At 60.7% G+C, this 24,815-nt stretch carries 27 protein-coding genes, 2 tRNA genes and 1 pseudogene; 21 read left to right on the forward strand and 9 right to left on the reverse strand.

Going from position 1 to position 24,815, the window contains the following annotated elements; all coding sequences use genetic code 11:
* Positions 1-261 precede the first annotated feature (261 nt).
* From RTP54_RS02660 to pncB, 3 genes are all read left to right on the forward strand, one after another.
* On the forward strand, positions 262-1,449 hold the full coding sequence (locus tag RTP54_RS02660; protein ID WP_112816609.1) for a polysaccharide biosynthesis/export family protein: 1,188 nt from the start codon (positions 262-264) through the stop codon (positions 1,447-1,449).
* Between the two features lie 182 nt (positions 1,450-1,631).
* The gene (pncA, locus tag RTP54_RS02665; protein ID WP_312360751.1) at positions 1,632-2,231 is read left to right on the forward strand and encodes a bifunctional nicotinamidase/pyrazinamidase; all 600 of its coding nucleotides are present in this window, start codon (positions 1,632-1,634) and stop codon (positions 2,229-2,231) included.
* 130 nt (positions 2,232-2,361) lie between these two features.
* A complete protein-coding gene (gene pncB / locus RTP54_RS02670) occupies positions 2,362-3,666 on the forward strand; it encodes a nicotinate phosphoribosyltransferase (RefSeq protein WP_312360753.1) in 1,305 nt (434 codons plus the stop codon).
* Positions 3,667-4,367: 701 nt separating this feature from the next.
* On the opposite strand, the gene RTP54_RS02675 is transcribed toward pncB, so the two are convergent.
* Both RTP54_RS02675 and RTP54_RS02680 read right to left on the reverse strand, forming a co-directional pair.
* A complete protein-coding gene (locus tag RTP54_RS02675) occupies positions 4,368-4,577 on the reverse strand; it encodes a cold-shock protein (protein ID WP_112808941.1) in 210 nt (69 codons plus the stop codon).
* A gap of 283 nt (positions 4,578-4,860) precedes the next feature.
* A tRNA-Thr gene (locus RTP54_RS02680) sits at positions 4,861-4,935 on the reverse strand.
* Positions 4,936-5,092: 157 nt separating this feature from the next.
* Between RTP54_RS02680 and RTP54_RS02685 the strand changes: the two genes are divergently transcribed.
* The 17 genes from RTP54_RS02685 (at position 5,093) to RTP54_RS02765 (ending at position 17,666) form a co-directional block, all read left to right on the forward strand.
* Positions 5,093-5,332: a hypothetical protein gene (locus tag RTP54_RS02685; RefSeq protein WP_312360755.1), complete on the forward strand. Its 240-nt coding sequence runs from the start codon at positions 5,093-5,095 to the stop codon at positions 5,330-5,332.
* A 160-nt stretch (positions 5,333-5,492) separates the two neighbouring features.
* Positions 5,493-6,785 carry a UDP-N-acetylglucosamine 1-carboxyvinyltransferase gene (gene murA, locus RTP54_RS02690; RefSeq protein ID WP_112808939.1) on the forward strand — a complete coding sequence of 431 codons (1,293 nt, stop codon included), beginning with the start codon at positions 5,493-5,495 and terminating at the stop codon, positions 6,783-6,785.
* Positions 6,786-6,890: 105 nt separating this feature from the next.
* On the forward strand, positions 6,891-7,331 hold the full coding sequence (locus RTP54_RS02695; protein WP_112809455.1) for a DUF2948 family protein: 441 nt from the start codon (positions 6,891-6,893) through the stop codon (positions 7,329-7,331).
* 36 nt (positions 7,332-7,367) lie between these two features.
* Positions 7,368-8,672, forward strand: a complete 1,305-nt coding sequence (hisD, locus tag RTP54_RS02700; RefSeq protein ID WP_112808938.1) for a histidinol dehydrogenase — start codon at positions 7,368-7,370, stop codon at positions 8,670-8,672.
* The gene (locus RTP54_RS02705) at positions 8,669-9,145 is read left to right on the forward strand and encodes a UPF0262 family protein (RefSeq protein ID WP_112808937.1); all 477 of its coding nucleotides are present in this window, start codon (positions 8,669-8,671) and stop codon (positions 9,143-9,145) included. The genes hisD and RTP54_RS02705 overlap by 4 nt, the downstream gene beginning before the upstream one ends.
* Before the next feature lie 14 nt (positions 9,146-9,159).
* Positions 9,160-9,627 (forward strand): low molecular weight phosphatase family protein, encoded by a 468-nt coding sequence (locus RTP54_RS02710; RefSeq protein WP_112808936.1) that lies wholly within the window; start codon positions 9,160-9,162, stop codon positions 9,625-9,627.
* A 125-nt stretch (positions 9,628-9,752) separates the two neighbouring features.
* The gene (gene infA, locus RTP54_RS02715) at positions 9,753-9,971 is read left to right on the forward strand and encodes a translation initiation factor IF-1 (RefSeq protein WP_004435948.1); all 219 of its coding nucleotides are present in this window, start codon (positions 9,753-9,755) and stop codon (positions 9,969-9,971) included.
* 49 nt (positions 9,972-10,020) lie between these two features.
* A complete protein-coding gene (locus RTP54_RS02720) occupies positions 10,021-10,641 on the forward strand; it encodes a Maf-like protein (protein WP_112808935.1) in 621 nt (206 codons plus the stop codon).
* A gap of 5 nt (positions 10,642-10,646) precedes the next feature.
* Positions 10,647-10,856, forward strand: coding sequence for a DNA gyrase inhibitor YacG (yacG, locus tag RTP54_RS02725; RefSeq protein WP_112832736.1), 210 nt, complete (start codon positions 10,647-10,649; stop codon positions 10,854-10,856).
* 181 nt (positions 10,857-11,037) lie between these two features.
* Positions 11,038-11,113 (forward strand) — tRNA-Phe (locus RTP54_RS02730).
* A gap of 282 nt (positions 11,114-11,395) precedes the next feature.
* On the forward strand, positions 11,396-12,169 hold the full coding sequence (gene rfbF / locus RTP54_RS02735) for a glucose-1-phosphate cytidylyltransferase (protein WP_312363147.1): 774 nt from the start codon (positions 11,396-11,398) through the stop codon (positions 12,167-12,169).
* Entirely contained in the window at positions 12,151-13,230 is a 1,080-nt protein-coding gene (gene rfbG / locus RTP54_RS02740; RefSeq protein WP_312360764.1) for a CDP-glucose 4,6-dehydratase, read from the forward strand. Before rfbF ends, rfbG begins: the two co-directional genes overlap by 19 nt.
* The gene (locus tag RTP54_RS02745) at positions 13,227-13,787 is read left to right on the forward strand and encodes a dTDP-4-dehydrorhamnose 3,5-epimerase family protein (protein ID WP_312360765.1); all 561 of its coding nucleotides are present in this window, start codon (positions 13,227-13,229) and stop codon (positions 13,785-13,787) included. The genes rfbG and RTP54_RS02745 overlap by 4 nt, the downstream gene beginning before the upstream one ends.
* Positions 13,784-15,007, forward strand: coding sequence for a class I SAM-dependent methyltransferase (locus RTP54_RS02750; protein ID WP_312360766.1), 1,224 nt, complete (start codon positions 13,784-13,786; stop codon positions 15,005-15,007). The genes RTP54_RS02745 and RTP54_RS02750 overlap by 4 nt, the downstream gene beginning before the upstream one ends.
* A complete protein-coding gene (locus tag RTP54_RS02755; protein ID WP_312360769.1) occupies positions 15,004-15,837 on the forward strand; it encodes an NAD(P)-dependent oxidoreductase in 834 nt (277 codons plus the stop codon). The genes RTP54_RS02750 and RTP54_RS02755 overlap by 4 nt, the downstream gene beginning before the upstream one ends.
* Before the next feature lie 4 nt (positions 15,838-15,841).
* The gene (locus tag RTP54_RS02760) at positions 15,842-16,903 is read left to right on the forward strand and encodes a class I SAM-dependent methyltransferase (protein WP_312360774.1); all 1,062 of its coding nucleotides are present in this window, start codon (positions 15,842-15,844) and stop codon (positions 16,901-16,903) included.
* Complete coding sequence (locus RTP54_RS02765) at positions 16,896-17,666, forward strand: cephalosporin hydroxylase family protein (protein ID WP_312360776.1); 771 nt, start codon at positions 16,896-16,898, stop codon at positions 17,664-17,666. The genes RTP54_RS02760 and RTP54_RS02765 overlap by 8 nt, the downstream gene beginning before the upstream one ends.
* 241 nt (positions 17,667-17,907) lie before the next feature.
* On the opposite strand, the gene RTP54_RS02770 is transcribed toward RTP54_RS02765, so the two are convergent.
* Entirely contained in the window at positions 17,908-18,750 is an 843-nt protein-coding gene (locus RTP54_RS02770) for a glycosyltransferase family 2 protein (protein WP_312360778.1), read from the reverse strand.
* Positions 18,751-18,957: 207 nt separating this feature from the next.
* On the opposite strand from RTP54_RS02770, the gene RTP54_RS02775 reads away from it, so the two are divergent.
* Complete coding sequence (locus RTP54_RS02775; protein WP_312360779.1) at positions 18,958-19,281, forward strand: hypothetical protein; 324 nt, start codon at positions 18,958-18,960, stop codon at positions 19,279-19,281.
* 47 nt (positions 19,282-19,328) lie between these two features.
* On the opposite strand, the pseudogene RTP54_RS02780 reads toward RTP54_RS02775, so the two are convergent.
* The 6 genes and pseudogenes from RTP54_RS02780 to RTP54_RS02805 all read right to left on the reverse strand — a co-directional run bounded on the left by RTP54_RS02780 (position 19,329) and on the right by RTP54_RS02805 (position 24,668).
* A pseudogene (locus tag RTP54_RS02780) lies at positions 19,329-19,715 on the reverse strand (DUF930 domain-containing protein).
* Positions 19,716-19,858: 143 nt separating this feature from the next.
* Positions 19,859-20,320: a YbaK/EbsC family protein gene (locus RTP54_RS02785; protein WP_112808932.1), complete on the reverse strand. Its 462-nt coding sequence runs from the start codon at positions 20,318-20,320 to the stop codon at positions 19,859-19,861.
* Positions 20,321-20,414: 94 nt separating this feature from the next.
* Complete coding sequence (locus tag RTP54_RS02790) at positions 20,415-20,603, reverse strand: hypothetical protein (RefSeq protein WP_112808931.1); 189 nt, start codon at positions 20,601-20,603, stop codon at positions 20,415-20,417.
* Positions 20,604-20,682: 79 nt separating this feature from the next.
* A complete protein-coding gene (locus RTP54_RS02795) occupies positions 20,683-20,937 on the reverse strand; it encodes a GlsB/YeaQ/YmgE family stress response membrane protein (RefSeq protein ID WP_112808930.1) in 255 nt (84 codons plus the stop codon).
* Positions 20,938-21,262: 325 nt separating this feature from the next.
* Entirely contained in the window at positions 21,263-22,555 is a 1,293-nt protein-coding gene (gene rhaI / locus RTP54_RS02800; protein ID WP_312360781.1) for an L-rhamnose catabolism isomerase, read from the reverse strand.
* A 13-nt stretch (positions 22,556-22,568) separates the two neighbouring features.
* Complete coding sequence (locus RTP54_RS02805) at positions 22,569-24,668, reverse strand: bifunctional rhamnulose-1-phosphate aldolase/short-chain dehydrogenase (RefSeq protein WP_312360784.1); 2,100 nt, start codon at positions 24,666-24,668, stop codon at positions 22,569-22,571.
* Positions 24,669-24,815 lie beyond the last annotated feature (147 nt).

Below are 24,815 nucleotides of genomic sequence, written 5' to 3' on the forward strand. Positions count from 1 at the left end.
ACCTAGCTTTCAAGTCCAATGGCCAAACTTATACATGCCGCGCACCTTCATCCAGCACAATTCGAGCCGTCAACCCGGCAAGGTGTAAGAGGTATGACCGGAAAGGCGCAGGCCCAATTATTTTGCTTGTCTTCGTCTGCAAGTGACTTGTTGTGAGACGGCTATTGTGCTTTTCAGAGACCGGCGGATTCCCGACCGGGAGATCATGCGGTGCAGAACTATGAACAGAATCATACCTGTGCCGAATTCGGAGTGTCGTAGTTGAAACGTGTAGCTGCCCTTCTGCTTTCCACCGCGCTTGCGGGATGTCAGGCTGTTCCGGGCGAAGGGCCGCTGGCCGGAGCCATTGTTGCGGATGCGGGTCAGTCCGGCGCCGAAATCGGTCGTAAGAACGCCACCGTCTTTGATATCGTCGATGTGAACGGCCAGTCCGCGCGCCTTGTGTCCGACTATGTGTCGTCGACGCTCAACCGGCGGTTTGGCATTGGCGGCGGCGTCGGCCGTGTCGTCATCGGTGTCGGTGACGCCCTGAAAGTGTCGATCTTCGAAGCTGGCAGCGACGGCCTGTTCTCGACGCAGGATTCCAAGCAGACAAGTATCGATCTGGTTGTGCAGCCCGATGGCAAGGCGGCCATTCCCTATGTCGGCTCCGTGCGGTTTGCCGGCCTGACGCTGGAGCAGGCACGCCAGGAAATCCTGGAGGCATTGAAGCAGAAGGCGGTCGAGCCCGACGTTATCGTCACCAGCATGAGCACCGCGTCGCGCAACGTCACCGTTTCCGGTGCCGTCGGCAAGTCCTCGGTCGTGCCCCTCAGCCTCGTCGACGAGACGATCAACGAGGTCATTGCCAAGGCGGGCGGCCCGGTGGCGCAGCCCTACGAGACCTACGTCACGCTAGTGCGCGGCAAGAAGACCGGCACGGTCCTCTTGAAGTCGATCATCGAGAACCCGTCTGAAAACATCCATGTGAAGCCGGGCGACCAGGTCTTCGTGACACGCGATCCGCGCCGCTTTACCATCCTCGGTGCCGTCAAGGCCAACCAGCGTGTCGAATTCGGTGCGAACGACCTCAACCTGCTCGAAGCTATGGGTCTTGCCGGCGGCGGTGCCGACTATACGCTCGACATGAAGGGTTACTTCATCTTCCGCTACGAAGAGCCAGATGTTGTCATGAGCCTGCTTGGCCAACAGCGTTTCAACGAGATGTTGCGCAAGGGCATGAAGACCGACAGCAACGGTCGCTATCCGATCGTCTATCGCTTCGATATGAGCAAGCCGGACAGCCTGATCGTCGGCCAGACCTTCCCGGTCAAGAATCGCGACGTCATCTACGCCTCGCGTCATCCTTCGGTCGATTTCGGCAAGTTCCTCAACTTCATCGCCCAGCCGGTCGGCATCGCCAATTCCGGCTTCTCGATCGCCGACAACATCAACAGCCTTGGCAACTGAGCCATTCGGCTTGCAGTTTGAAAAGGGCGTCGACCATGGTCGGCGCCCTTTTTCTGTGGCGCTTGCATGATCATGTGCTGGCCCGCTCGAAGCGGGTTGCCGTCGCTCAAATTCTGTGATTGATCTTGGACTTAAATCGATTTTTGTGGTCGATGAGGATAGGTCCGGTCGAAGGAAAAGCGATGGCTGGTGAAGCGTTGATCGTCGTCGACGTGCAGAACGATTTCTGCCCGGGTGGAGCGCTTGCCGTTTCCGGCGGTCATAAGATCGTGCCTGTGGTCAATGATCTGATCCGGAAATTCGAGCATGTGGTGCTGACGCAGGACTGGCACCCAAAGGGACATTCGAGCTTCGCCTCGGTCCATCCTGGAAAGGCGCCGTTCGAAACGGTAGCGATGCCCTATGGAGAGCAGACGCTCTGGCCGGACCATTGTGTTCAGGGCAGCATCGGTGCCGATTTTCACCCCTCTCTGGAATGGACGCGCGCCGAACTGGTGATCCGCAAGGGCTTCCGCACCGGCATCGACAGTTACTCCGCCTTCTTCGAGAACGATCGCCGGACGCCGACCGGTTTGGCCGGTTACCTCAGGGACCGTGGCATCGATGGCGTAACCCTGTGCGGACTGGCGACCGATTTCTGCGTCGCATTTTCGGCGCTTGATGCGGTCGAGCAGGGATTTTCCACATCCGTCGTCATGGATGGCTGTCGGGGTATCGATCTGAACGGATCGCTCTCCGCCATGATCACGCGCATGCGGCAGGCCGGCGTGCGGATGCTTTAGTTTGCGCCCCTTCTGCCTGTTTCCTTAAATCGCAGTCGATCTAAGGAAACAGGCAGAGTGTTGAAGTGTGGCAGCGACCTCTGCGCTTCTGGTTAAGGCGCGCGGCGCTGCAGGAGGAGCAATTCCTGAAATGACCAAGACCGATATCGCCCGGCGCGTCTACAACCACGCCTGGAAGCTCGACCCGATCGTGCGAAGCCTGCTCGATACGGATTTTTACAAGCTGCTGATGCTGCAGATGATCTGGCAGCTTTATCCGGATGTGGACGCGACGTTCTCGTTGATCAACCGCACCAAGACCGTGCGACTTGCTGAAGAGATCGACGAACATGAACTGCGCGAGCAGCTCGATCACGCCCGTGAACTTCGCTTTTCCAAGAAGGAGATGATCTGGCTGGCCGGTAACTCGTTCTACGGCCGCAAGCAGATCTTTTCTCCGGAGTTTCTGGCCTGGCTCGCGAAATTCCGACTGCCGGACTACGAGCTGTCGCGCCGTGACGGCCAGTTCGAGCTGACCTTCCGCGGACGCTGGGCCGAGACCACCATGTGGGAAATCCCGGCTCTTGCGATCATCAACGAGTTGCGCTCGCGTTCTGCCATGAAGGGGCTCGGTCCGTTCACCCTCGACGTGCTCTATGCCCGCGCCAAGGCGAAGATGTGGTCGAAGGTCGAGCGGCTCAGGCAATATCCCAATCTCAGGATTTCGGATTTCGGCACCCGCAGGCGTCACAGCTTCCTGTGGCAGCGCTGGTGCGTCGAGGCGTTGAAGGAAGGCATCGGCGCTTCCTTCTCCGGCTCCAGCAACGTGCTCCTGGCCATGGACACGGATCTCGAAGCGCTCGGCACCAACGCGCACGAATTGCCAATGGTGGCTGCAGCGCTTGCCTGCAACGACGCCGAGCTTGCCAATGCGCCCTACAAGGTGCTGCAGGATTGGAACCAGCTCTACGGCGGTAATCTGCTGATCGTGCTCCCCGATGCCTTCGGCACGGCCGCGTTCCTGCGCGATGCGCCGCCATGGGTGGCGGACTGGACCGGCTTCCGCCCCGACAGCGCCCCGCCGATCGAAGGCGGCGAGAAGATCATCGCCTGGTGGAAGAAGATGGGGCGCGATCCGCGCGAAAAGCTCTTGATCTTTTCCGACGGTCTCGATGTCGAAACGATCATCGAAACCTACAGGCACTTCGAGGGGCGCGTGCGCATGAGCTTCGGTTGGGGAACCAACCTGACCAACGATTTCGCCGATTGCGCACCGACGGAGATCAGGGGGCTCAATCCGATTTCTATCGTCTGCAAGGTCAGCGACGCCAATGGCCGACCGGCCGTCAAGCTGTCGGACAATCCGCGCAAGGCGACGGGCGATGCCGCCGAGGTTGAGCGCTATCTGAAGTTCTTCGGCAGCGAGGATTTCGTCGAGCTTGCCGTCAAGGTCTGAGGCCCCGGGCGTCGAAATCTGACGCCCGTGGCGTCAATACCTGACGCCCTTGGAGTGCGTGGACAAAAAGAAACCGGCCATGGGCCGGTTTCAAAAGGGGATTTAAGCGTTGCGATTGTCCATCATCGCGCTGTCAAATCTAGGGGCTGAATCTTAAGGTTGCGTTAAGGCGCATTCTTCGTTGCCTACAACTACAAATTAAATTCAGGCTTCGACGCTCGCGATCGCCGTTTTCTCGATATTCATCGAGCTCACATCAGAAGACGAACATGTAGAGCAGGATGATGGCGATCAGGGGTACGCCCATGAGCCAGAGAATGATGCCTTTCATTTCGAAACCTCCACGTTATTGCCGTTGAGAGGGTAACGCGGGTTGTCGGGAAACGTTCCCTGCGGCAAGCGCATCGGCGGGGTGTGTGATGCGGGTGTTTCGGCGAGGATATGTGCCGGAAGAACGGCTTGCCGTGGCAGATGCGCAGATGAAAGTGTAGGGATCGCTCTGGCTTGCAGGCGCCCACGGCGCGGAGAGTCCGGATCGTGTCGACCCGCGTGGACCCCGGTTTTCTTCGACTCCAATCTGAGGGAAGCTCCGTTCGGCCACCGGCGAGCGCTGGGCAACAAAAAAGGCCGGGCGAACCCGACCTTCCATTCGTAGCGCTGCCGCCATCCGCAAAACCGCGGACGCCAGTCGCTGCGAAAAATTACTTGGCCTGCAGGCTGTCTGCAGAAGACTTGCCGGTCTTGCGGTCGCGGGTCAGCTCATAGCTGATCTGCTGGCCTTCGTTGAGGCCGGAAAGGCCGGCGCGCTGAACGGCCGAGATGTGAACGAACACGTCCGGGCTGCCGTCGTCAGGCTGGATGAAGCCGAAACCCTTGGTGCTGTTGAACCACTTTACTGTGCCTGTAGCCATGACGATTCCCTTTCAATCGCTTTGTAATAGACATTTCCGGAAACAAACCTCCGGATCAGGATAACCGATTTTGAAGAGGGAAGTCCGTCTCTCACGCGCGTAGGGCGCCGACACAAAGTTCGTCAGCAATATCGATTTCCGCCAGATAGGAGCTGAATGTGACGATTGCAAGGCTTCGTTTGTGGATGTCTGGCTGGGATGCACATGTATCCGCCTGTCGGCCTTTACCGCTGGCGGCAGAGCGAAAGCTACGATCTGTCTTCACGTGTGTAGAAGGGAAGAATGGTGCTGCTAGAGAGATTTGAACTCTCGGCCTCTCCCTTACCAAGGGAGTGCTCTACCCCTGAGCTATAGCAGCATCTCGCGGCCGGTTCGTTGACAAGCCGCATCAAGCGAGGGGGCTATTGCCATAGCTGGACCGGGAGCGCAAGCCGCATTTCGAAGTTTTCGCTGTTGTCCTGTGAGAAAATCCGTTTCGGCTTCCGAACCCCCTGGTTTTGCGCTAATGCATCCTCATGCAGACAGACGACAAGAAATGCGCCGAGGGCGAAGCTTCGCTGGCCGAGCCGGAGAATGCGCCGGCAAAGCGCCGGCAAAAGGATACGACCGAGCAGGACCTGCGAAAGGCACGCCTGGCCAAGACGCTGCGCGACAATCTCCAGCGTCGCAAGCAGCAGATGCGCGCGCGCCGGTCCGGTGCCCCTGACGAGGCGATCGGCCTGCCTGCCGCAAAAACGGACGAATCCGAAGATTAGTACGGGGAGGGCGCCGTTCGGCACTCTTTCGCAGGAGCAGGCGGCTGTGGCTGCCATGCGTTCAAGGCACTTCTAATTTCGCGGCGTCTCCCCTAAAGAGGCGCCTTCAGACACACTTCATTTTTTTGGAAAGGCGGGCCAAGCCCGTTCGAGAGGCCTCATGGATCGCATCAGGATTGTAGGCGGGAATGAACTTCACGGGGTCATCCCGATTTCCGGCGCGAAGAATGCGGCCCTGCCGCTGATGATCGCGTCGCTGTTGACCGACGACACGCTGACGCTGGAAAACGTTCCGCATCTGGCCGACGTCGAGCAGCTGATCCGCATCCTCGGCAATCACGGCGCCGATATCTCGGTCAACGGCCGGCGCGAACGCCAGGGCGAAAGCTACGCCCGCACCATCCATTTCACCTGCCGCAACATCGTCGACACGACAGCACCCTATGAGCTGGTGTCGAAGATGCGCGCAAGCTTCTGGGTCATCGGCCCGCTTCTGGCGCGCGAAGGCAAGGCCCGCGTGTCGCTGCCGGGCGGCTGCGCCATCGGAACGCGCCCGGTCGATCTGTTCATCGAGGGCCTGAAGGCGCTCAGCGCCAACATCGAGATCGACAGCGGCTACGTCAACGCGACGGCGCCGGCGGGCGGCCTGATCGGCGCGCGCTACACCTTCCCGAAGATTTCCGTCGGCGCGACCCACGTGCTGATGATGGCGGCGACGCTTGCCAACGGCACCACCGTGCTCGGCAATGCTGCGCGCGAGCCCGAAGTCGTCGACCTTGCCAACTGCCTGAACGCCATGGGCGCCAAGATCACCGGCCAGGGCACGTCGACCATCACCATCGAAGGCGTGCGCTCGCTGTCGGGTGCTCGTCACCGCGTGCTGCCCGACCGTATCGAGACCGGCACCTACGCCATGGCCGTTGCCATGACCGGCGGCGACGTCATCCTCGAAGACACCGACATGGCGCTGCTCGACACCGCGCTCGAGGCCATCCGCCGCGCCGGCGCCGAAATCACCGAGACCAACAGCGGCATCCGCGTGGTGCGCAACGGCGCCGGCATCAAGCCGGTCGACGTCGTGACTGATCCCTTCCCGGGCTTCCCGACCGATCTGCAGGCACAGTTCATGGGCCTGATGACCATGGCCAAGGGCACATCGCACATCACCGAGACGATCTTCGAGAACCGCTTCATGCACGTTCAGGAACTTGCCCGCCTCGGCGCCAAGATCTCGCTGTCGGGCCAGACCGCCAAGATCGAAGGCGTCAGCCGGCTGAAGGGCGCGCCCGTCATGGCAACCGATCTTCGTGCCTCCGTCTCGCTGGTGATTGCCGGCCTTGCGGCGGAAGGCGAAACCATGGTTTCGCGCGTCTACCATCTCGACCGCGGCTTTGAGCGGCTTGAAGAAAAGCTCACCCGTTGCGGCGCCCACGTCGAGCGCGTCAGCGACTGATTTTAACCGTCGCGCCTGATGCCGTTGCGGTTTCAGGCGCGACGTCCTATGTCCATTTCAATTGTGGCACGCAAAAGTGCGACGACAGCGAAAGGAATGGATGGCATGGATGGTCTGAAGCTGCTGGCTCTCGATGAAGAGGACCTGGCCGTCGTCTCCGCCCACGTCCAGGATGCCGTGTTCAAGGTTTCAGGCCTTGAATATGACGCCCGCCGCAAGCAGTTTTCGCTCAGCGTCAACCGGTTCGTGTGGGAAATGGCCGATGGCAAACGCCGGTCCTTCGAACGCCGACGCGCCGTCCTCCTGTTCAAGCGGGTGAGCGCCGTGCGCTCGCTCGGTTTTGACCGCCGCAATGGTGAGGCCGTGCTCGACCTGCTGGCGGTGACGTTCACTGTCGCCGGCGAGGGGCCGGAAGGTACGGTCGAACTCGTTCTTGCCGGCGAGGCGTCCATCGCCCTTGATGTGGAATGCATCGAGGTGCAGCTTGCGGATACCGGCGGGGCATGGGAAACCGCTTTCAAGCCCCGGCATCCCGAAGGCGTTTGAACCCGCGACACAGGCTTACCACAAGGACATTTTGCGTTGGCAATCAGGTTGAACTATCTCGACGGCACCTTCGAACAGCAGTTCGCGGCATTCCTGACCACCAAGCGTGAAGTTTCCGAGGACGTCAACGCGGCGGTCAAGGCGATCATCGACGACGTCCGCCTGCGCGGCGATCAGGCGGTGGCGGACTATTCCGCCCGCTTCGACGGTATCGACTTTACGACGACGCCGATGGCCGTCAGCGCCGAGGAAATCGATGCCGCGATCCTGGCGGTCGAGCCGGAAGTGCTGGGCGCGCTGAAGGTCGCTGCCGTCCGCATCGAGGCGCATCACGCCCGCCAGCGGCCGAAGGACGATATCTACGAGGACACCATGGGTGTCGGCCTCGGTTCGCGCTGGACCGCGGTCGATGCCGTCGGGCTCTATGTCCCGGGCGGTACGGCGAGCTATCCAAGCTCGGTGCTGATGAACGCGCTGCCGGCCAAGGTTGCCGGTGTCGAGCGCATCGTCATGGTGGTGCCGGCCAATGGCGGCAAGATCAACCCGGCGGTGCTGGCTGCGGCCCGCCTTGCCGGCGTCGAGGAAATCTATCGTATCGGCGGCGCGCAGGCCGTGGCCGCCCTTGCCTATGGCACCGCGACCATCGCGCCTGTCGCCAAGATCGTCGGTCCGGGCAACGCCTATGTGGCTGCCGCCAAGCGACAGGTTTTCGGCACCGTCGGCATCGACATGATCGCCGGCCCTTCTGAAGTGCTTGTCATCGCCGACCGCGACAACGACCCGGACTGGATCGCCGCCGATCTCCTGGCGCAGGCCGAACATGACGTCGGCGCCCAGTCGATCCTCATCACCGACGATGCCGCGTTCGGCGAGGCGGTCGAGGCAGCGGTCGAGCGGCAGTTGAAGACGCTGCCGCGGTCGGAAACGGCTTCAGCGAGCTGGCGCGATTTCGGCGCGATCATCCTGGTGCCGGACCTCGAAAAGGCGATACCGCTTGCAAACCGCATTGCCGCCGAACATCTGGAATTGGCACTTGCCGATCCCGAGCCGATGGTCGCGAAAATCCGCAACGCCGGCGCCATCTTTGTCGGCCGCCACACGCCCGAAGTCATCGGCGACTATGTCGGCGGTTCGAACCACGTGCTGCCGACCGCACGCTCGGCCCGCTTCTCGTCGGGCCTCGGCGTTCTCGACTACATGAAGCGCACTTCCATTTTGCGCCTCGACGCCGAGCAGCTGCGCATTCTTGGGCCGGCGGCGATTGCGCTGGCGCGTTCCGAAGGGCTCGAGGCCCATGCGCGCTCGGTCGCCATCCGCCTCAATCTCGGGGATGCGGGATGAAGGCAGACCGCAACCAGCGCCTCTGCGATGTCGTCCTGGACGAGACCATCGGCCGTTCGACGCCCGATGTGGAGCATGAGCGCGCAGTTGCGATCTTCGATCTCCTCGAGGAGAACCTGTTCGAGCCGGTCGGCCATCCGGGCGGCCCCTACAGGCTGAACCTGTCCTTGATGGACGCCAAGCTGGTCTTTGCGATCTCGACCGAGAAGGGATCCGACGTCGCCACCCATATCCTTTCGCTGACGCCGTTTCGCCGGATCGTGAAAGATTATTTCCTGATCTGCGAGAGCTATTACGAGGCGATCCGCTCGTCGACGCCGAGCCAGATCGAGGCGATCGACATGGGTCGACGGGGTATCCATAACGAGGGCTCCCAGACGCTGATGGACCGGCTTTCGGGCAAGATCCGGCTCGATTTCGACACCGCCCGCCGCCTGTTCACGCTCGTCTGCGTGCTCTACTGGCGCGGATGACGGCGGAGACCGGGATGACGGGAGCCGCGACGCAGCCGCCGACAACGCCACGCTCCGTTCTCTTCATGTGCGGCATGAATGCGATCCGCTCGCCGATGGCAGAGGCGCTCGCCAAGGCGGCCCTGCCATCGGGAACCTATGTGGCGTCGGCCGGCGTGCGCCACGGCGAACGCGATCCGTTCGTCGACGTCGTGCTTGCGGAGGTCGGTCTTTCGGTCGGGCGGCACCAGCCGCGCACGCTGGACGAGCTCGAGGACGACTACTTCGACCTCATCGTCACGCTGGCGCCCGAAGCTCACCATCTGGCGCTGGATCTCACGCGCTCCATGGCCGTCGACGTGGTCTACTGGCCGACGCCGGACCCGACGGTTGCCACCGGCACGCGTGAGCAGATCGTCGATGCCTACCGCGCCGTTCGCGATCACCTGGCGACGCTGATTAATCGCCGCCTGGTAGTGGCGCCCGCGGGCGAAAAGGCTTAAGGCAGTACAAAAGCTGAAAAGCCGGCGCAAAGCGGTTCACAAATCCTCGTCGATTGTGTAGTTTCCGGCGAATTTTTCGGGATGCGTGTCGTATCCCCGAACAAACACAGAAAGAACAGTCCTACATGGCGAAAGAAGAAGTCCTCGAATTCCCGGGTGTGGTCACGGAATTGCTTCCCAATGCGACCTTCCGCGTGAAGCTCGAAAATGAACATGAGATTATTGCCCACACCGCAGGCCGCATGCGCAAGAACCGTATCCGCGTTCTGGCCGGCGACAAGGTGCTTGTCGAAATGACGCCCTACGACCTGACCAAGGGTCGCATCACCTACCGCTTCAAGTAATCCGCCCGCAGGTGGTTTCATCATATCTCTGGGGTGACGGCGCGTTCCGATGACAAAGGCTCAAAAACTGATACTGGCGTCCGGTTCGCCGCGTCGCGTCGAGCTTTTGGCCCAGGCAGGCATCGAGCCTGCGCGTCTGATGCCGATGGATCTCGACGAGACGCCGAAGCGTTCCGAGCATCCGCGTTCGCTGGCGCGTCGCCTGTCGGCCGAGAAGGCCAAGGCGGCGCTCGCTGCGATCAAGGGCGAAGCGGGCTGGGATGGCAGCTATATCCTGGCGGCGGACACGGTCGTCTGCGTCGGCCGTCGCATCCTGCCGAAGCCGGAACTCGTCAGCGAAGCCTCGAGCGCTCTGCATCTCTTGTCGGGCCGCAGCCACCGTGTCTACACCGGCGTCTGCCTGATCACGCCCGACAGGACGCTGCGCCAGAAGGTGGTCGACACGAAGGTTCGCTTCAAGCGCCTTTCCGGTTTCGACATCGAGAGCTATCTTGCTTCCGGCCAGTGGCGCGGCAAGGCAGGTGCCTATGGGATCCAGGGCATTGCCGGGAGCTTCGTGGTCAAGCTCGTCGGCTCCTACAGCAATGTCGTCGGCCTGCCGCTCTATGAGACGGTCGGCCTCTTGGTCGGCGAAGGCTACGACGTTCACAATCGTTGGCTGGAAGGCTGAAGGCAGTGACGGACGAAGACAAGAAAAGCGCATCGAACATAGCACCCCTGCGTGCGCCGCGTCCTTGCCCTGAATGCGGTCGCCCTTCGCACCGCGAGCACTATCCCTTCTGCTCGGACCGTTGCCGCAATGTCGACCTCAATCGCTGGCTATCGGGATCCTATGCCATTCCCGTGGCAGACGACGAGGCGAAAGCCGACGACGACGATCGCTGACCGCGATCTGCCTGAATATCCTCAGTTTTTCGGCTTTTTCCACACTCTTTGAAATAACTGCCAAAAAACTTTCATTTGGTGCTGGACACCGCCGAACATCATGTTATAACCCCGCTCGCTTCCGGGGCACAAACAACGCCCCGAGGGTTCCGAAAGGAACCGCTGCCCGCAACGGCAGGATGCCCGGATAGCTCAGTTGGTAGAGCAGCGGATTGAAAATCCGCGTGTCGGTGGTTCAAATCCGCCTCCGGGCACCATTCATTTTTCGAATGATCCCAATTTCTGCAGTGTACGTCTGTTTCTCCTTGTTTTGGAAATAGGCTTCCGTGCTTGCCACAGCCGGTCACGAACGCGTTCATTCAAGGTGCGTCGCGCTGCCGATTCGCGCAGCAGCTTGCGCCGGCCCTGCCAAAGATTTCCATTGAGAACTGCTAGCCGACAAGGCATCGACTTCGTGCGTCGGTTGACAAGTCGAACTGCTGTGCTCCATGAAACGACAGTGGATGAAGCCGGGCCAAGTCTTCTTGGAAGAGATAAAAATGAAAGCTGTGATTCTGGCCGGCGGGTTGGGAACCCGTATTTCCGAAGAGACGCATCTAAGGCCCAAGCCGATGATCGAGATCGGCGGTCGTCCGATCCTCTGGCATATCATGAAGCTGTATTCCGCCCATGGCGTGAACGAGTTCGTCATTTGCTGCGGCTACAAGGGCTATGTCATCAAGGAGTATTTCGCCAACTACTTCCTGCACATGTCCGACGTCACCTTCGACATGGCCTTGAACGAGATGCAGGTCCATCGGCGCAGCGCCGACCCGTGGAAAGTGACGCTGATCGACACCGGCGAAACGACGATGACTGGCGGCCGCCTGAAGCGCGTTGGTGATTACTTGCGCGACGAGGACAGTTTCTGCTTCACCTATGGAGACGGGCTGAGTGACGTCAACATTACGGAGCTCATCAAGTTTCATCGCGCGCACGGCAAGCTTTCCACGGTCACTGCCGTCCACCCGCCAGGCCGCTATGGCGCGCTGGAACGTCGCGGCAATCAGGTCACCGGTTTCGTCGAGAAACCGCGTGGCGATGGCGGCCTGATCAACGGTGGTTTTTTCGTCCTGTCGCCAAAGTGCATCGATCTGATCCAGGGCGACAGTACACCTTGGGAATCGGACCCCATGACGACGCTGGCGGCCAGAGGTGAGATCATGGCCTATGAACATGACGGCTTCTGGCAACCGATGGATACGTTGCGCGAGAAGAACATGCTCGAAGACCTGTGGGCATCAGGAAAGGCGCCATGGAAGATCTGGCAGTGAACGGCGGCGCCAGACCAAACGGACGCTTCTGGAGCGGGAAATCCGTTCTTCTGACAGGGCACACCGGTTTCAAGGGCGCATGGTTGGCGATCTGGCTGAGGCATCTGGGCGCCAGGGTCACCGGTATTTCGCTTGCTCCCGACACGCAGCCAAATCTCTTTACGCTGGCGCGCACGGATGCGGAAAGCCACGTTCTCGATATTCGCGACGGCGCAAGGCTTGCAGAGACAATGCAAGCCGCTGCGCCCGAGGTCATCTTGCATCTCGCGGCTCAGGCACTGGTGCGGCGGAGCTATCAGGATCCGCTCGGTACGTTTGCCACGAATGTCATGGGGACGGCCAACCTTCTCGACGCGGTCCGTTCGACGCCTTCCACCCGAGTTGTCTTGGCGGTCACCACAGACAAGGTCTACCGCAACCTCGAACATGCCTTTCCCTACAGGGAGACGGATCATCTCGGTGGCCACGATCCCTACAGCGCCAGCAAGGCGGCCGCCGAAATCGTCATAGCGAGCTATCGGGATTCGTTTCTTCACGAGCGAGGTGTTGCCGTCGCCAGCGCACGCGCCGGCAATGTCATCGGTGGCGGTGACTGGTCGACTGACCGGCTGCTGCCGGACGCTGTGCGCGCCTGGCGATCCGGTGACGTTCTGCATGTGCGCCGGCCGGAAGCGCGGCGCCCTTGGCAGCATGTCCTCGAACCGCTTTCCGCCTATCTCGTCTTGGCCGAGCGGCTGTGGAGCGATCCCTCTTTGTCCGACGCCTTCAACTTCGGACCGGTCAGCAACGACGCCGCTTCCGTAAGGCAGGTGATTGATATTGCCCGCACGTCCTATGGCCGCGGCGACGTCAAGTATGGCGACGGAACCGAGGGGCCGCACGAGGCGGGCTGGCTGGCGCTGGAGACTGCCAAGGCACGGCACGTGCTCGGGATAGAGCCACGATGGTCGCTGGCCGAAGCCGTTGATCGCACGATGAAATGGTATCGCGCTCAGGACGACGATGCCGACGTCCGGGCCCTCTGCGAAGCGGAAATCCGCGACTTCGAGGCCCTGCCTTGAGCCGGTTCGCCGTCATCGACCTGCCGCTGGCTGGTTTGAAGCTGATCGAGCGCCAGAACCTTGGGGATTCGCGCGGTTTCCTCAGCCGCATGTTCTGTGCGGACGAACTTGGTGCTGCCGGGTGGCTAAAGCCGGTTGCTCAGATCAACCTGACGATGACGGCGAAAAAGGGCGCGGTGCGGGGCATGCATTTCCAGTATCCACCACACGCGGAGATGAAGCTGGTCAACTGCGTCCGCGGTGCCGTTCTCGACGTCGCCGTCGATCTGCGAGCGGGTTCTCGCACCTTCCTGAAATGGCACGCGCAGGAACTTTCGGCAGAAAATCGCTGTGCTCTGTTGATCCCGGAAGGTTTCGCGCACGGGTTCCAGGCGCTGACCAGCGACTGCGAACTGCTCTATCTGCATTCCATGCCATACGTCGCCGGGTGCGAAGGTGCGCTGCATGCGCAGGATCCGTCTCTCGGCATCGCGTGGCCGCTCGATATCACCGAAATGTCCGAGCGCGACAAGAAACACCCCTACCTGACAGATCAATTTGCGGGACTGACGCCATGAATTGCCGCCACTGCGGTTCCACACTTCGGTGCGATTTCCTGGACCTCGGCTTCGCGCCGCCGTCCAATGCCTATCTGACGGTCGAGGATCTCGCCAGGCCGGAAACCTATTTCCCTTTGCGGCTCAAGGTCTGCGAAGAGTGCTGGTTGGTGCAGACGGAGGACTATGCTGCTGCCGATGCGCTGTTCAGCCCTGAATATGCTTATTTCTCCAGCGCCTCGAGCAGTTGGCTCGCACATGCCAAGCGTTATACCGAGACGATGACCGCGCGGCTCGGTCTGGGACCGAACAGCATGGTCGTCGAGATCGCCTCCAATGACGGCTATCTCCTGAGGAATTTCGTCGCCGCAGGCATCCCGTGCCTGGGCGTGGAGCCGACGGACAGCACTGCCGATGCCGCCGAAAAACTCGGCGTGCCGGTTTTGCGCGCGTTTTTCGGCGAGGCGGTCGCCACCGGGCTGACGGCACAGGGCAAAAGCGCGGATCTCATTCTCGGCAACAATGTCTATGCTCATGTGCCCGACATCAACGATTTCACCCGCGGCTTGAAGGCTGCGCTGAAAGCCGGCGGTACCGTGACGCTCGAATTCCCGCACTTGATGCGGCTCATCGAACACCATCAGTTCGACACAGTCTATCATGAGCACTTTTCCTATCTGTCGCTCTTTACGGTGGCAAAGATCTTCGACAGCGTCGGCCTTAGGGTCTTTGACGTGGAAGAGCTGCCAACCCATGGTGGAAGCCTGCGCGTTTATGGTTGTCACGCCGACGACGCACGGCAGACGACGGATGCTGTGGCCACGCTGCTCAACGAAGAGGAAACGCATGGGTTGCGGACCACCGCGCCGTATTGCGCATTCCAGCAACAGGCAGAGCAGGTCAAGAATGATGCGCTGGCTTTTCTGCTGCAGGCCAAACGCGACGGCAAGACGATCGCCGCCTATGGCGCGGCGGCCAAGGGCAACACGCTGCTGAACTTTGCGGGTGTCAAACCCGATCTGTTGCCTTTCGTGTGCGATGCGGCGCCGGCAAAGCAGAACAAGTATATGCCCGGCAGCCATATCCCGATCCTGCATCCAGATGAAATCATCAGGAACCGTCCGGATTATGTCCTGATCCTGCCTTGGAACATCGCGACGGAAGTTCGCCAGCAGCTTGCATCGCTTGCCGGACAGGGCACGAAATTCGTCACCGCTGTACCGAGGCTGCAGATCACATGACGAACCGCGTTCTAGTGACCGGGGGCACCGGTTTCGTCGGTCGGCAGGTCCTGCGGGCCCTGAACGAAGCGGGCGCTTCCGTGCGGCTCGTCCTTCGCTCGGGATCATCTGAAAGCCGGCTTGGCAATCTTTCCAGCGTAGAAGACGTGGTTACGACACCGGATCTGTTTCGCGAACCGGTCGAGTGGTGGGCGAAAGCGTTCGACGGTATCGATACCGTTGTACACGTTGCCTGGTATGCGGAGCCCGGCAAGTATCTCCATTCCGCAGAAAATATCGTCTGCCTCGAAGGCACGCTGCGGATGGCGCAGGCGGCGGCGCTCGCGGGCGTCAGACGGTTTGTCGGCGTTGGCACCTGTTTCGAATACGACCTGTCGGCTGGCATGCTGTCGACTGACACCCCGCTTCGTCCGATCAGCCCCTATGCAGGGGCCAAGGCCGCGGTTTTCATGGCGCTGTCGCAATGGCTGCCGCTACACGGCATTGCTTTTGCCTGGTGCCGGCTGTTCTATCTGTTTGGCGAGGGTGAAGACGAGCGGCGGCTGTTTCCCTATCTGCGGGCGCAGCTTTCCGCCGGTAACCCGGTGGAACTGACCAGCGGCAACCAGATCCGTGATTTCATGGATGTCCGTGAGGCGGGAAAACAGATTGCAGATATCGGCCTCGGGGACAAATCCGGGCCGGTGAACATCTGCTCGGGCACACCAGTCACGGTGCGGCAGATAGCGGAGCGGGTGGCCGATGAATATAACCGCCGCGATCTTTTGCGGTTCGGCGCGCGCCCCGACAATTTGGTAGATCCTCCATGTGTCGTGGGATTAACTCGGTGATGATATGACGACCAAAGACAAAGCCCTGCTTTATGAGCAGTCACAATTGCCGACATTCCAGAACCGCGTTTATTCGACGGCGGCGGAAGCTCAGAGATGCGCCAAAGGCGACATCCGGCTGGTGCAGGACCTGAAAACGGGGCTCATCGACAACGATGCGTTCGACCCGAAGCTCATGGACTATGACGGCAACTACAATAACGAGCAGGGCGTCAGCCCGCATTTCCACCAGCATCTGGAAATGGTCTCAGGCATCGTCGAGCGCACGATGGGCCGTCGAAATCTGGTCGAAGTCGGCTGCGGTAAGGGCCTTTTCCTGGAAATGCTGCTTGAAAAAGGCTTCGACCTTACCGGTTTCGACCCGACCTACGAGGGCGACAACCCCCGCGTCAAGCGACATTATTTCGAGGCAGGCGTGGATGTGCAGGGCGAGGGCCTGATCCTTCGCCATGTGCTGGAGCATATCCAGAACCCTTACGATTTCCTCGTCGAACTCTGCAAGGCAAACGGAGGCAAGGGGCGCATTTATCTTGAGGTGCCCTGCTTCGACTGGATTATGGAGCACCGCGCGTGGTTTGACATATTCTACGAGCACGTTAACTACTTCCGCCTCTCCGATTTCCACCGGATGTTCGGCAAGGTCATCGAGAGCGGCCGCATTTTCGGCGACCAGTATCTCTATGTCGTGGCGGAACTCGACTCGCTGCGCCCGCCGGTGTGCGAGGAAGCCGATCGGGTGAGTTTCCCCGCCGACTTCACACACACGCTTGGCGACACGATCGCGCCGGTCGGCAGCTCGGCGATCTGGGGCGGCGCGTCGAAGGGCGTCACCTTCTCCTTGCTCAAGTCCCGCCAGGGACAGCCGGTCGATATGGTCATCGACATCAATCCGGCCAAGCAGGGCAAATTTCTGCCGGCGACGGGCCTCATGGTGCAATCACCGGAAGACGCGCTGGCGAAGCTTCCGCATGGCTCGACGATCTACGTCATGAACTCCAATTATCTCGAGGAAATTCGAATGCAGTCTCATAATGCCTATACCTACGTGGGGATCGACAATGAGTGAATTTGCCAAGGAGGTTGAAGGCCGCGTCGCGGCCGTGCCTGCAAACAAGGACCTGAACGATAGCGCCGCTCAGTTCATGCGTACGTCGATCGCCTCACAGTATTCCTACAATTATTTCTGGCTAGGCCGGCCGATCATCCAGTATCCGCAGGATATGGTCGCCATGCAGGAATTGATCTGGACCGTGAAGCCGGACCTGATCATCGAAACCGGCATTGCCCACGGCGGTTCGCTGATCCTCAATGCCTCGATGCTGGCATTGCTGGAACTGTCGGAAGCCGCCGAGAAGGGTGAAATTGTTGATCCTGCGAAACCGAAGCGCAAGGTTCTGGGCATCGACATTGATATTCGCGCCCACAACAAGGCTGCGATCGAGGCCCACCCGATGGCGTCGCGGATCGAGATGATACAAGGTTCCAGCACGGCGCCGGAGATCGTGGAGCAGGTTCGCAAGGTGGCGGCGGGGTACTCGCGCATTCTGGTCAGCCTCGACAGCAACCATACGCACGCGCATGTTCTCGAAGAGCTCAATCTCTATGCACCCCTGACCAGCGTCGGCAGCTATTGCGTCGTGTTCGACACCGTGGTCGAGGATCTGCCAAAGGAACTGTCGGGCGACCGGCCATGGGGCCCTGGCGATAGTCCAAAATCGGCAGTAGCCGAGTATCTGAAGGTGCACCCGGAGTTCGAAGTCGATCAGTCGATCGACAACAAACTTCTGATCACGGTCGCCCCTGGCGGGTACCTGAAGCGTCTTAGCTAGCTTGAGCGGGACAGCGGTGAAGCGGGACCGGTTTGCCGACCTGTCCCGCTTGCCCGGATGCAGTCTATCGAAGATCTTCAATAGATCGGCGTCACACTGAGACGCGATCTATTGCTTCCGCAAGCCATTGGCGCACCCGTCGGCTTGCGCTCGATGGAGCTTTCAGCCAAGGCAGTCGACGAGCGCCAGTCCTGAGTTGGCATTGACGGGCGCCTTTCCAGCTCATTTGGAGCTGGGTGTTTCAGGCCAGCGATCTACCGAGCAGTCGAGCGCCAAGTCGGCGAAGCTTGCGCCCATATTTCATACGTCCCAGTGCAACCGGATAGAGCAGCAGGTAGCCGATCCGAAACGATGCCGGACCGAGTGATAGGAATTGGCGCAACATGGTGCGCTCGAAGATGGATGCCCGTTTCTCCTTCACCGCACCGGGCAGACGCGGAGGTGCAGCCCTTTTGAAAAGGCGACTGTGGCCGCCGCAAACGATTGGGAGACGGCCGAGGCACTCGGTCATCATCATCACATCGCCAGGTGCGCCGTAGGTTGAGAAAACTCTGAGGCTCTCCTCAGTAATCGCGTCCGTCGGGAAGATGCCGTAGATGACATTCGCCTTTCCAAGGTTCGCGGGCTCGATAGCATATGCCAGTTGTCGCGACCACGCCGGCCCTACATACTGCAGCTCCCGCCCATTTGCCTGATGCGTCATGTTCTGGCCGTCGTAAGTCACCATTTGCAACTGGCCGAAAACAATAGCGCGCTGATCTTTTGCGACAGGCACCAGAACAGATAGCCAATCCGGATCGATCCAGTCATCATGAGCTGCCCACTTGAACAATGGTGCGGTTGCCTGCGTGTGAACAAAGCGGAAGTTATTGACCGCGCCAATGTTCTTCGTCTGCCTGAAGTATCTTATCCTGCTGTCGCAGTTCGCAAACTCCCGGCAAACTTGTTCTGTTTCATCGGTGGATGCGTTGTCGGAGATGATCAGCTCAAAATCAGCAAAGCTCTGCTTTAATATCGAGTCGATGGCCAGTCGGAGGTGATGTCCTCCATTATAAACAGCCAAGCCGATACTGATTTCGGGCATTCTAACCTCCACCACGCACGCGTGCGTTCCTCGCGCTCTTATGGCAGAGATGACTTTCCCTTTAAAGAAGCATTTGGAAATCCGCAGGGGACCGAGATCGAACCTGACGTGCGACCTACGACTGGCGCGCCACAACCGAGTGATGCGCGCGCAATCCGGCTTGCAATGCCCGAGGTCTGCCAATCGATGCCCTGGCGATAGGCGCCAATGTCAGCCAACCTCACGCTTCTCGCCAGGCATGGGCAGGGAACCAACACGCGTAACGCCGACACCGTTAACCAATTGTTAACCATGTCGGCGCAACTTCATCCTTTGATAGCAGATTGTGCACGGAACCGGTGGGATCGTGTCGACTGGGCGTTTCAAGCCTGCGTGCCAGGCATGCTGCGCTCCAAAAGCAGGCATTCGTTCATTCCTGAGGGAGTAGAGGCAAGGATGTACGAAATGGCAGATCACATGATGAAGATGCTGATGAGCATCATGGCCGCGATGTCGCTCGGCTCATTGTTGTTTCTGATGGCCGTAATCTAGCGACGGCAAGAAACCGGCAGCGTCTCGCGCGCCCGTTTGTCCTAACTTCAGGGATAGAGGAAGAACTCGTCCCAGCTTTCGTGCGGCACCAGCTCGCCGATCTTGTACTCGAAGGACAGGATATCCAGGTGCTCGGCGTCGGTCAGTCACTTGAATTTCAGCTTGTACCATTCTCCCTTGCTGCGGAAGACGGCGCCCGGCGCCTTCATCTTGTCTTCCTTCATGACAGGTTCGGCAAAGGTGTACGCGATCACCTTGTCGGGCTTGAAGGTCGACTTGTCGGCATTGATGCGCTCCATCGCCTCGGTGTCGCAGCGCTGCTCCAGACGGGTCTGCGGATCGAGCTTTTCGAACTGTCGCACCAGGGACTGATCCATCGCCAGCGCCGGAGAAAATGTGGCGGCGAAGATGAGCGGGTACGCGACTGTCTTCATGCTGGACGGGTCCTGACTGGGAAAAGGTGGGCGGGCCCGGCAAATCACTGCCGGGGCGCAGCTTAGGTTTCAGTTAAGCTTTGTGGCCATAGCAAGGCGACGACCATTTTTCCGAAGCGTCGGCCAGGTGTCCGCTGCCCGGATCACGTTTCGGAAACGTCGATCCATTCGGCGCCCGTCAGTTCGGCGATGCGTTGCGGATTGATGTGTACGGCCGCATTGGTCGCGCCGGCAGCCGGAACGACGATGTCATAGGCCTTGAGCGACAGGTCGCAATAGATGCTGTGGGGCTTGGCAAGCCCGAAGGGGCAAACGCCGCCGACCGGATGCCCTGTTTCCGCCTCGACCTCGTCGAAGCCGAGCATGCGGGCCTTGGTGCCGAAGCGAGCCTTGTACTTCTTGTTGTCGAGCCGCGCGTCGCCCCGCGTCACGATCAGGATCACGTCGTCACCGACCCGAAGGGCGAGCGTCTTGGCGATCTGGGCGGGTTCGACGCCATGGCCTTCGGCGGCAAGTGCCACGGTGGCCGTGCTCTGCTGGAGCTCGATGACGTCGATATCGGGGGCGTGTTCGGAGAAGAACTGTTTGACGGATGTAAGGCTCATGATCGGGCTTCAGGCTCTGGCAATGGTTTGGGGATGGAGATCGGGCGGACGAACGCCTTCAGGTCGCAGCGACGCTGCCGGCGGCGGAACTGTCTCAATCGTCGTTGGAGGCGTCAAGCTCTTCCGGGCGCATGCCTTCCTGCTGTGCCGGCAGGTAGCCATGGGTGGTGAACCAGTTTTCAAGGATCGCCGCGATCGCCTGCTCTCGCGTCAGCTTGCCCGGGTGGTCGGCCATGAACGCCTTCAGCGCCGTCTCGATGTTGTCGGTGTGGAGTTCGCTCATGGTCCATTCCTTCCTTTGGTCGCAGAACGGCCCGTCGCATCGGCGAGCCGTCCGGTATCGATGGCGCGACAGTTTGCCGTCAGGCCTGTTTGACGATGCGGATCAAGACAAGCAGGATCACGGCACCGATCGTCGCGTGCAGGATCGCCGAGAGCACGCCCGTCCCGAGGCTGATGCCGATGGCGGGAAAGAGGAAGCCGGCGATGAAGGCACCGATGATGCCGACGACCATGTTGCCGATCAGGCCGAAGCCGAAGCCCTTGACGATCAGGCCGGCAAGCCAGCCGGCGACCGCGCCGACGATCAGGAAGACGAGAATGCTTTCGATACCCATGAATGGTTCCCTTTCCGTTGGACCTTAAGCACGTCTCCTCAAATCCCAGCTGATCCGTGAGGGAAACATGCGGCAATTCAAAGCGCCGCAGCATGCTTCGCCGATCGGGCGCGTGGTGCTGCAAGATGAAAGATAGACCAGGAATTGAAATCAGATAGGGGGCAATTTCATAGCGCGATGATTTTTTGGAAAGAATGCGAGGTCGCACTTCTGCCGGTGCCAGCTGGAATGGCCGATCCCACACGGCGCCTCGCCGCGCAAGGGCGCGAACACGCCGCGCGGCGGCAGCCCGCGGCGTGTCGATTCTGAAGGAGATTGGCGGACCTCAGACGATGCCGCCGCCACCGCCGGCCACCACCGGCCGCTCGCTTGCCACCTTGGCGCGGTATCCGCTCGCCCGATAGGTCGCGACCGGCGCGATCGCCCCGCCGCTTTCGAGACGCGCCATCGCCAGGATCGGCTCGACGTCGGTTCGAAACGCTGTCTTCAGCGTTTCCGTCGCCATCAGCGCATCGTTGTCCTGCTGGAAGCCATCAAGCGCCTGCCGGTCGACGATCAGCGCCTGGGCATAGGCGCGGCAGACTTCCATCGCGCTGGTCATCAGGCTTTCGATCGGGTCGGTAACGTTGTGGCTCTGGTCGAGCATATGGGCGGGATCGAACCCCTCGGCTCCGCGTGTCTCGGCATCGACGAGTTCGTTGAAGACAAGGAAGAGGCGGTAAGGATCGATCGAGCCGGTGTCGAGGTCGTCGTCGCCGTATTTGGAATCGTTGAAATGGAACCCGCCGAGCTTCTTGAACTGGATGAGCCGGGCGACGATCATCTCGATATTGACGTTGGGCGCGTGATGGCCGAGGTCGACAAGGCAGAATGCCTTGGGGCCGAGTTCCTGGGCGATCAGGTAGTTGGTGCCCCAGTCCTGGACGACGGTCGAATAGAAGGCCGGCTCGAACATCTTGTGCTCGGTAAAGACCCGCCAGTCATCGGGAAGGGCGGCATAGACCGATTTCATCGCATCGAGATAGCGCTCGAACGACCGTGTGAAGTTGCTCTGGCCGGGAAAGTTGGAACCGTCGCCGACCCAGACGGTCAGAGCCTTCGAACCGAGCTGCCGGCCGATATCGATGCATTCGAGATTGTGCTCGACCGCCTGGGCGCGCGTGGCGGCGTCGCTGTGCGACAACGAACCGAACTTGTAGGAATGCGCCTGTCCGGGCGCATCCGAGAACGTGTTGGAGTTCATCGCGTCGAAGCCGAGGCCGAGGGCCGAGCCTTTCTGCTTCAGCTCGGAGATGTCGCTCACCTTGTCCCACGGGATGTGCAGAGAGACCTTCGGGGTCGCGCGCGTCAGCTGCTGGATGACGGCGCAGTCTTCGAGCTTGTCGAAGATGTTGCGCGGCTCGCCCTTGCCGGGGAAGCGGGCAAAGCGCGTGCCGCCGGTGCCGACACCCCAGGAAGGCACGGCGACGCCATAGGCAGCGACCTTCCGCTTGATGGCTTCGATGTCGACGCCGCGACGCGACAGCCTCTCGCCGAGGCTGGCATAATCCTCGCGCAGTGCCGCCTCGCGACGTTGGTTTTCCGCGTCGACGACGGTCTTGCCGATCATGGTGCTCATCAAAATCTCCGGATCAGCGGGTGAACGACTGGGCGTTGCCCGCGTCGACATTGACGATGTTGCCGGTCGATTTCGCCGACATGTCCGAGGCCAGGAAGTAGATCGCCTCGGCGATGTCCTCCGGGAACACGCTGAGCTTCAGCATCGAGCGTTCGCGATAGTGCGCTTCGAGGTCGTCGACATCCATCTTGTAGGCGGCGGCGCGCTGTTCCTTCCACTCGCCGGTCCAGATCTTCGAGCCGCGCAGCACCGCGTCCGGGTTGACGACGTTGACGCGGATCTGTGCTGACGCGCCTTCGAGCGCCAGGCAGCGGGCAAGGTGAATTTCGGCCGCCTTGGCGGTGCAATAGGCCGATGCGCCGGGGGAGGCCGCAAGGCCGTTCTTGGAGGCGACGAAGACGACGTTGCCGCCGGCCTTCTGGTTGCGGAACACCCGGAACGCCTCGCGCGAGACGAGGAAGTAGCCGGTTGCGAGAATGTCCATGTTCTTGGTCCAGAGCGCCAGCGTCGTGTCCTCGACGGTGGCCGAGGAGGCAAGGCCCGCATTGGAGACCAGAATGTCGAGGCCGCCAAAGGCAAGCAGCGTATCGCCGAAGCCAGCTTCGACGGCCGTCTCGCTGGTGACGTTCATGCTGACCGAGCGCACGAAGTCCTTGCCGTGACGGCCCGCAAGCTCGCTTTCGGCCGCCGCCAGCGCCGTCTCGTCGATATCGGCGATGACGACGCAGGCGCCCTCCTGCATCAGCCGGTGCGCGGTGGCCTTGCCGATGCCGCCGGCGCCGCCGGTGACCAGCGCGATGCGGCCGGCCAGGCTCTTCGGCTTCGGCATGCGCTGCAGCTTGGCTTCTTCAAGCAGCCAGTATTCGATGTCGAAGGCTTCCTGTTCCGGCAGGCCGACATAGGTCGACACGCCGGAGGCGCCGCGCATGACGTTGATGGCATTGACGTAGAACTCGCCGGAGATGCGGGCGGTCGCCTTGTCCTTGGCAAAGGTGATCATGCCGACGCCCGGCACGAGATAGACCACTGCGTTTGGATCGCGCATGGCAGGGCTGTCCGCATGCTTGCAGCGCTCGTAGTAGGCGGCGTAATCGGCGCGATAGGCTTTGACCGCGTCCGGCAGGCCGGCAATCGTCTTTTCGATGTCGGCGGCCGCAGGATCGAAATCGACGACCAGCGGCCGGATCTTGGTGCGCAGGAAATGGTCGGGGCAGCTGGTGCCGAGCGCTGCCAGCGGCTTCAGATCCTTCGACGTGACGAAGTCGAGTACGGCCTGGCTGTCGTCGAAATGGCCGACCTTGCGCTCGTCGGTGGTGATGAGGCCGCGGATCGCCGGCATCAGCCGTTTGGCGATTGCAACGCGTTCGGCTGTCTCGAGCGTCGGCTTTGCGGCGCCGCCGAAGGCCGGGCCGCTGTTGTATTCCGCGAACCAGTCCATCGCGACATTGATGATCTCGATCGTCGTCTCGTATGCCTCCTTGGCCGTGTCGCCCCAGGTAAAGAGGCCGTGGCTTTCCAGGATGACGCCGCGCGCCTGCGGGTTCTTCGCGCAGAAATCGCTGAGCCAGAGACCGAGCTCGAAGCCGGGTCGCTTCCAGGGCAGCCAGCCGATTTCGCCGCCGAACAGGTTGTCGGTCAGGTTCTGGCTGTCCTTGCTCGCCGCAATCGCGATGATCGCGTCTGGATGCATGTGGTCGACATGTTTCCTCGGCACATAGGCATGCAGCGGCGTATCGATCGAAGCGGCGCGCGGATTGAGATCGAAGGTGCAATGCGGCAGATAGCCGACCATCTCGTCTTCGAAGGCGACGCCGCGATAGATGCCCTTCAGCGCATTCAGCTTGTCCATGTAGAGCGTCGCGAAACCGTCCATCTTGATCGTGCCGACGTCGCCGCCGGAACCCTTGACCCAGAGAACCTCGACCGTTTCGCCGCTCAGAGGATCCTTCTCCATCACCTTGGCCGAGGTGTTGCCGCCGCCGTAATTGGTGATGCGCTTGTCGGAGCCGAGCAGGTTCGAGCGGTATAGAAGACGCTCGGGCTCGGTCATGCCGGCCGCCTTTGCCTCATCCCATAGATTGGCAAGCCGCGCGCCCTGTTGCTTGTCGAGCATCTCGAAAATCCTCCCGGTCCGTTGCCATGCGGCTTGGCGGCCGCGTGGAGATGTGGTTGGCATCAGATCACATGGGCCGAAAGTCATTGTCAATCAAAAACGATCAAGTTCGCGCATATCGCACTGCACAATGAAAAAATATGATTG

This window comes from Ensifer sp., assembly GCF_031989085.1.
Classification (GTDB): Bacteria; Pseudomonadota; Alphaproteobacteria; order Rhizobiales; family Rhizobiaceae; genus Ensifer.

Excerpts from the sequence above, each read along its gene's own strand:
- pncA (WP_312360751.1), top strand. The coding sequence starts at position 1,632 with ATGGCTGGTGAAGCGTTGATCGTCGTCGACGTGCAGAACGATTTCTGC.
- pncB (WP_312360753.1), top strand. The coding sequence starts at position 2,362 with ATGACCAAGACCGATATCGCCCGGCGCGTCTACAACCACGCCTGGAAG.
- RTP54_RS02675 (WP_112808941.1), bottom strand. The coding sequence starts at position 4,577 with ATGGCTACAGGCACAGTAAAGTGGTTCAACAGCACCAAGGGTTTCGGC.
- RTP54_RS02685 (WP_312360755.1), top strand. The coding sequence starts at position 5,093 with ATGCAGACAGACGACAAGAAATGCGCCGAGGGCGAAGCTTCGCTGGCC.
- murA (WP_112808939.1), top strand. The coding sequence starts at position 5,493 with ATGGATCGCATCAGGATTGTAGGCGGGAATGAACTTCACGGGGTCATC.
- RTP54_RS02695 (WP_112809455.1), top strand. The coding sequence starts at position 6,891 with ATGGATGGTCTGAAGCTGCTGGCTCTCGATGAAGAGGACCTGGCCGTC.
- RTP54_RS02705 (WP_112808937.1), top strand. The coding sequence starts at position 8,669 with ATGAAGGCAGACCGCAACCAGCGCCTCTGCGATGTCGTCCTGGACGAG.
- RTP54_RS02710 (WP_112808936.1), top strand. The coding sequence starts at position 9,160 with ATGACGGGAGCCGCGACGCAGCCGCCGACAACGCCACGCTCCGTTCTC.
- infA (WP_004435948.1), top strand. The coding sequence starts at position 9,753 with ATGGCGAAAGAAGAAGTCCTCGAATTCCCGGGTGTGGTCACGGAATTG.
- RTP54_RS02720 (WP_112808935.1), top strand. The coding sequence starts at position 10,021 with ATGACAAAGGCTCAAAAACTGATACTGGCGTCCGGTTCGCCGCGTCGC.
- rfbF (WP_312363147.1), top strand. The coding sequence starts at position 11,396 with ATGAAAGCTGTGATTCTGGCCGGCGGGTTGGGAACCCGTATTTCCGAA.
- rfbG (WP_312360764.1), top strand. The coding sequence starts at position 12,151 with ATGGAAGATCTGGCAGTGAACGGCGGCGCCAGACCAAACGGACGCTTC.
- RTP54_RS02750 (WP_312360766.1), top strand. The coding sequence starts at position 13,784 with ATGAATTGCCGCCACTGCGGTTCCACACTTCGGTGCGATTTCCTGGAC.
- RTP54_RS02755 (WP_312360769.1), top strand. The coding sequence starts at position 15,004 with ATGACGAACCGCGTTCTAGTGACCGGGGGCACCGGTTTCGTCGGTCGG.
- RTP54_RS02760 (WP_312360774.1), top strand. The coding sequence starts at position 15,842 with ATGACGACCAAAGACAAAGCCCTGCTTTATGAGCAGTCACAATTGCCG.
- RTP54_RS02765 (WP_312360776.1), top strand. The coding sequence starts at position 16,896 with ATGAGTGAATTTGCCAAGGAGGTTGAAGGCCGCGTCGCGGCCGTGCCT.
- RTP54_RS02770 (WP_312360778.1), bottom strand. The coding sequence starts at position 18,750 with ATGCCCGAAATCAGTATCGGCTTGGCTGTTTATAATGGAGGACATCAC.
- RTP54_RS02775 (WP_312360779.1), top strand. The coding sequence starts at position 18,958 with ATGTCAGCCAACCTCACGCTTCTCGCCAGGCATGGGCAGGGAACCAAC.
- RTP54_RS02785 (WP_112808932.1), bottom strand. The coding sequence starts at position 20,320 with ATGAGCCTTACATCCGTCAAACAGTTCTTCTCCGAACACGCCCCCGAT.
- RTP54_RS02790 (WP_112808931.1), bottom strand. The coding sequence starts at position 20,603 with ATGAGCGAACTCCACACCGACAACATCGAGACGGCGCTGAAGGCGTTC.
- RTP54_RS02795 (WP_112808930.1), bottom strand. The coding sequence starts at position 20,937 with ATGGGTATCGAAAGCATTCTCGTCTTCCTGATCGTCGGCGCGGTCGCC.
- rhaI (WP_312360781.1), bottom strand. The coding sequence starts at position 22,555 with ATGAGCACCATGATCGGCAAGACCGTCGTCGACGCGGAAAACCAACGT.
- RTP54_RS02805 (WP_312360784.1), bottom strand. The coding sequence starts at position 24,668 with ATGCTCGACAAGCAACAGGGCGCGCGGCTTGCCAATCTATGGGATGAG.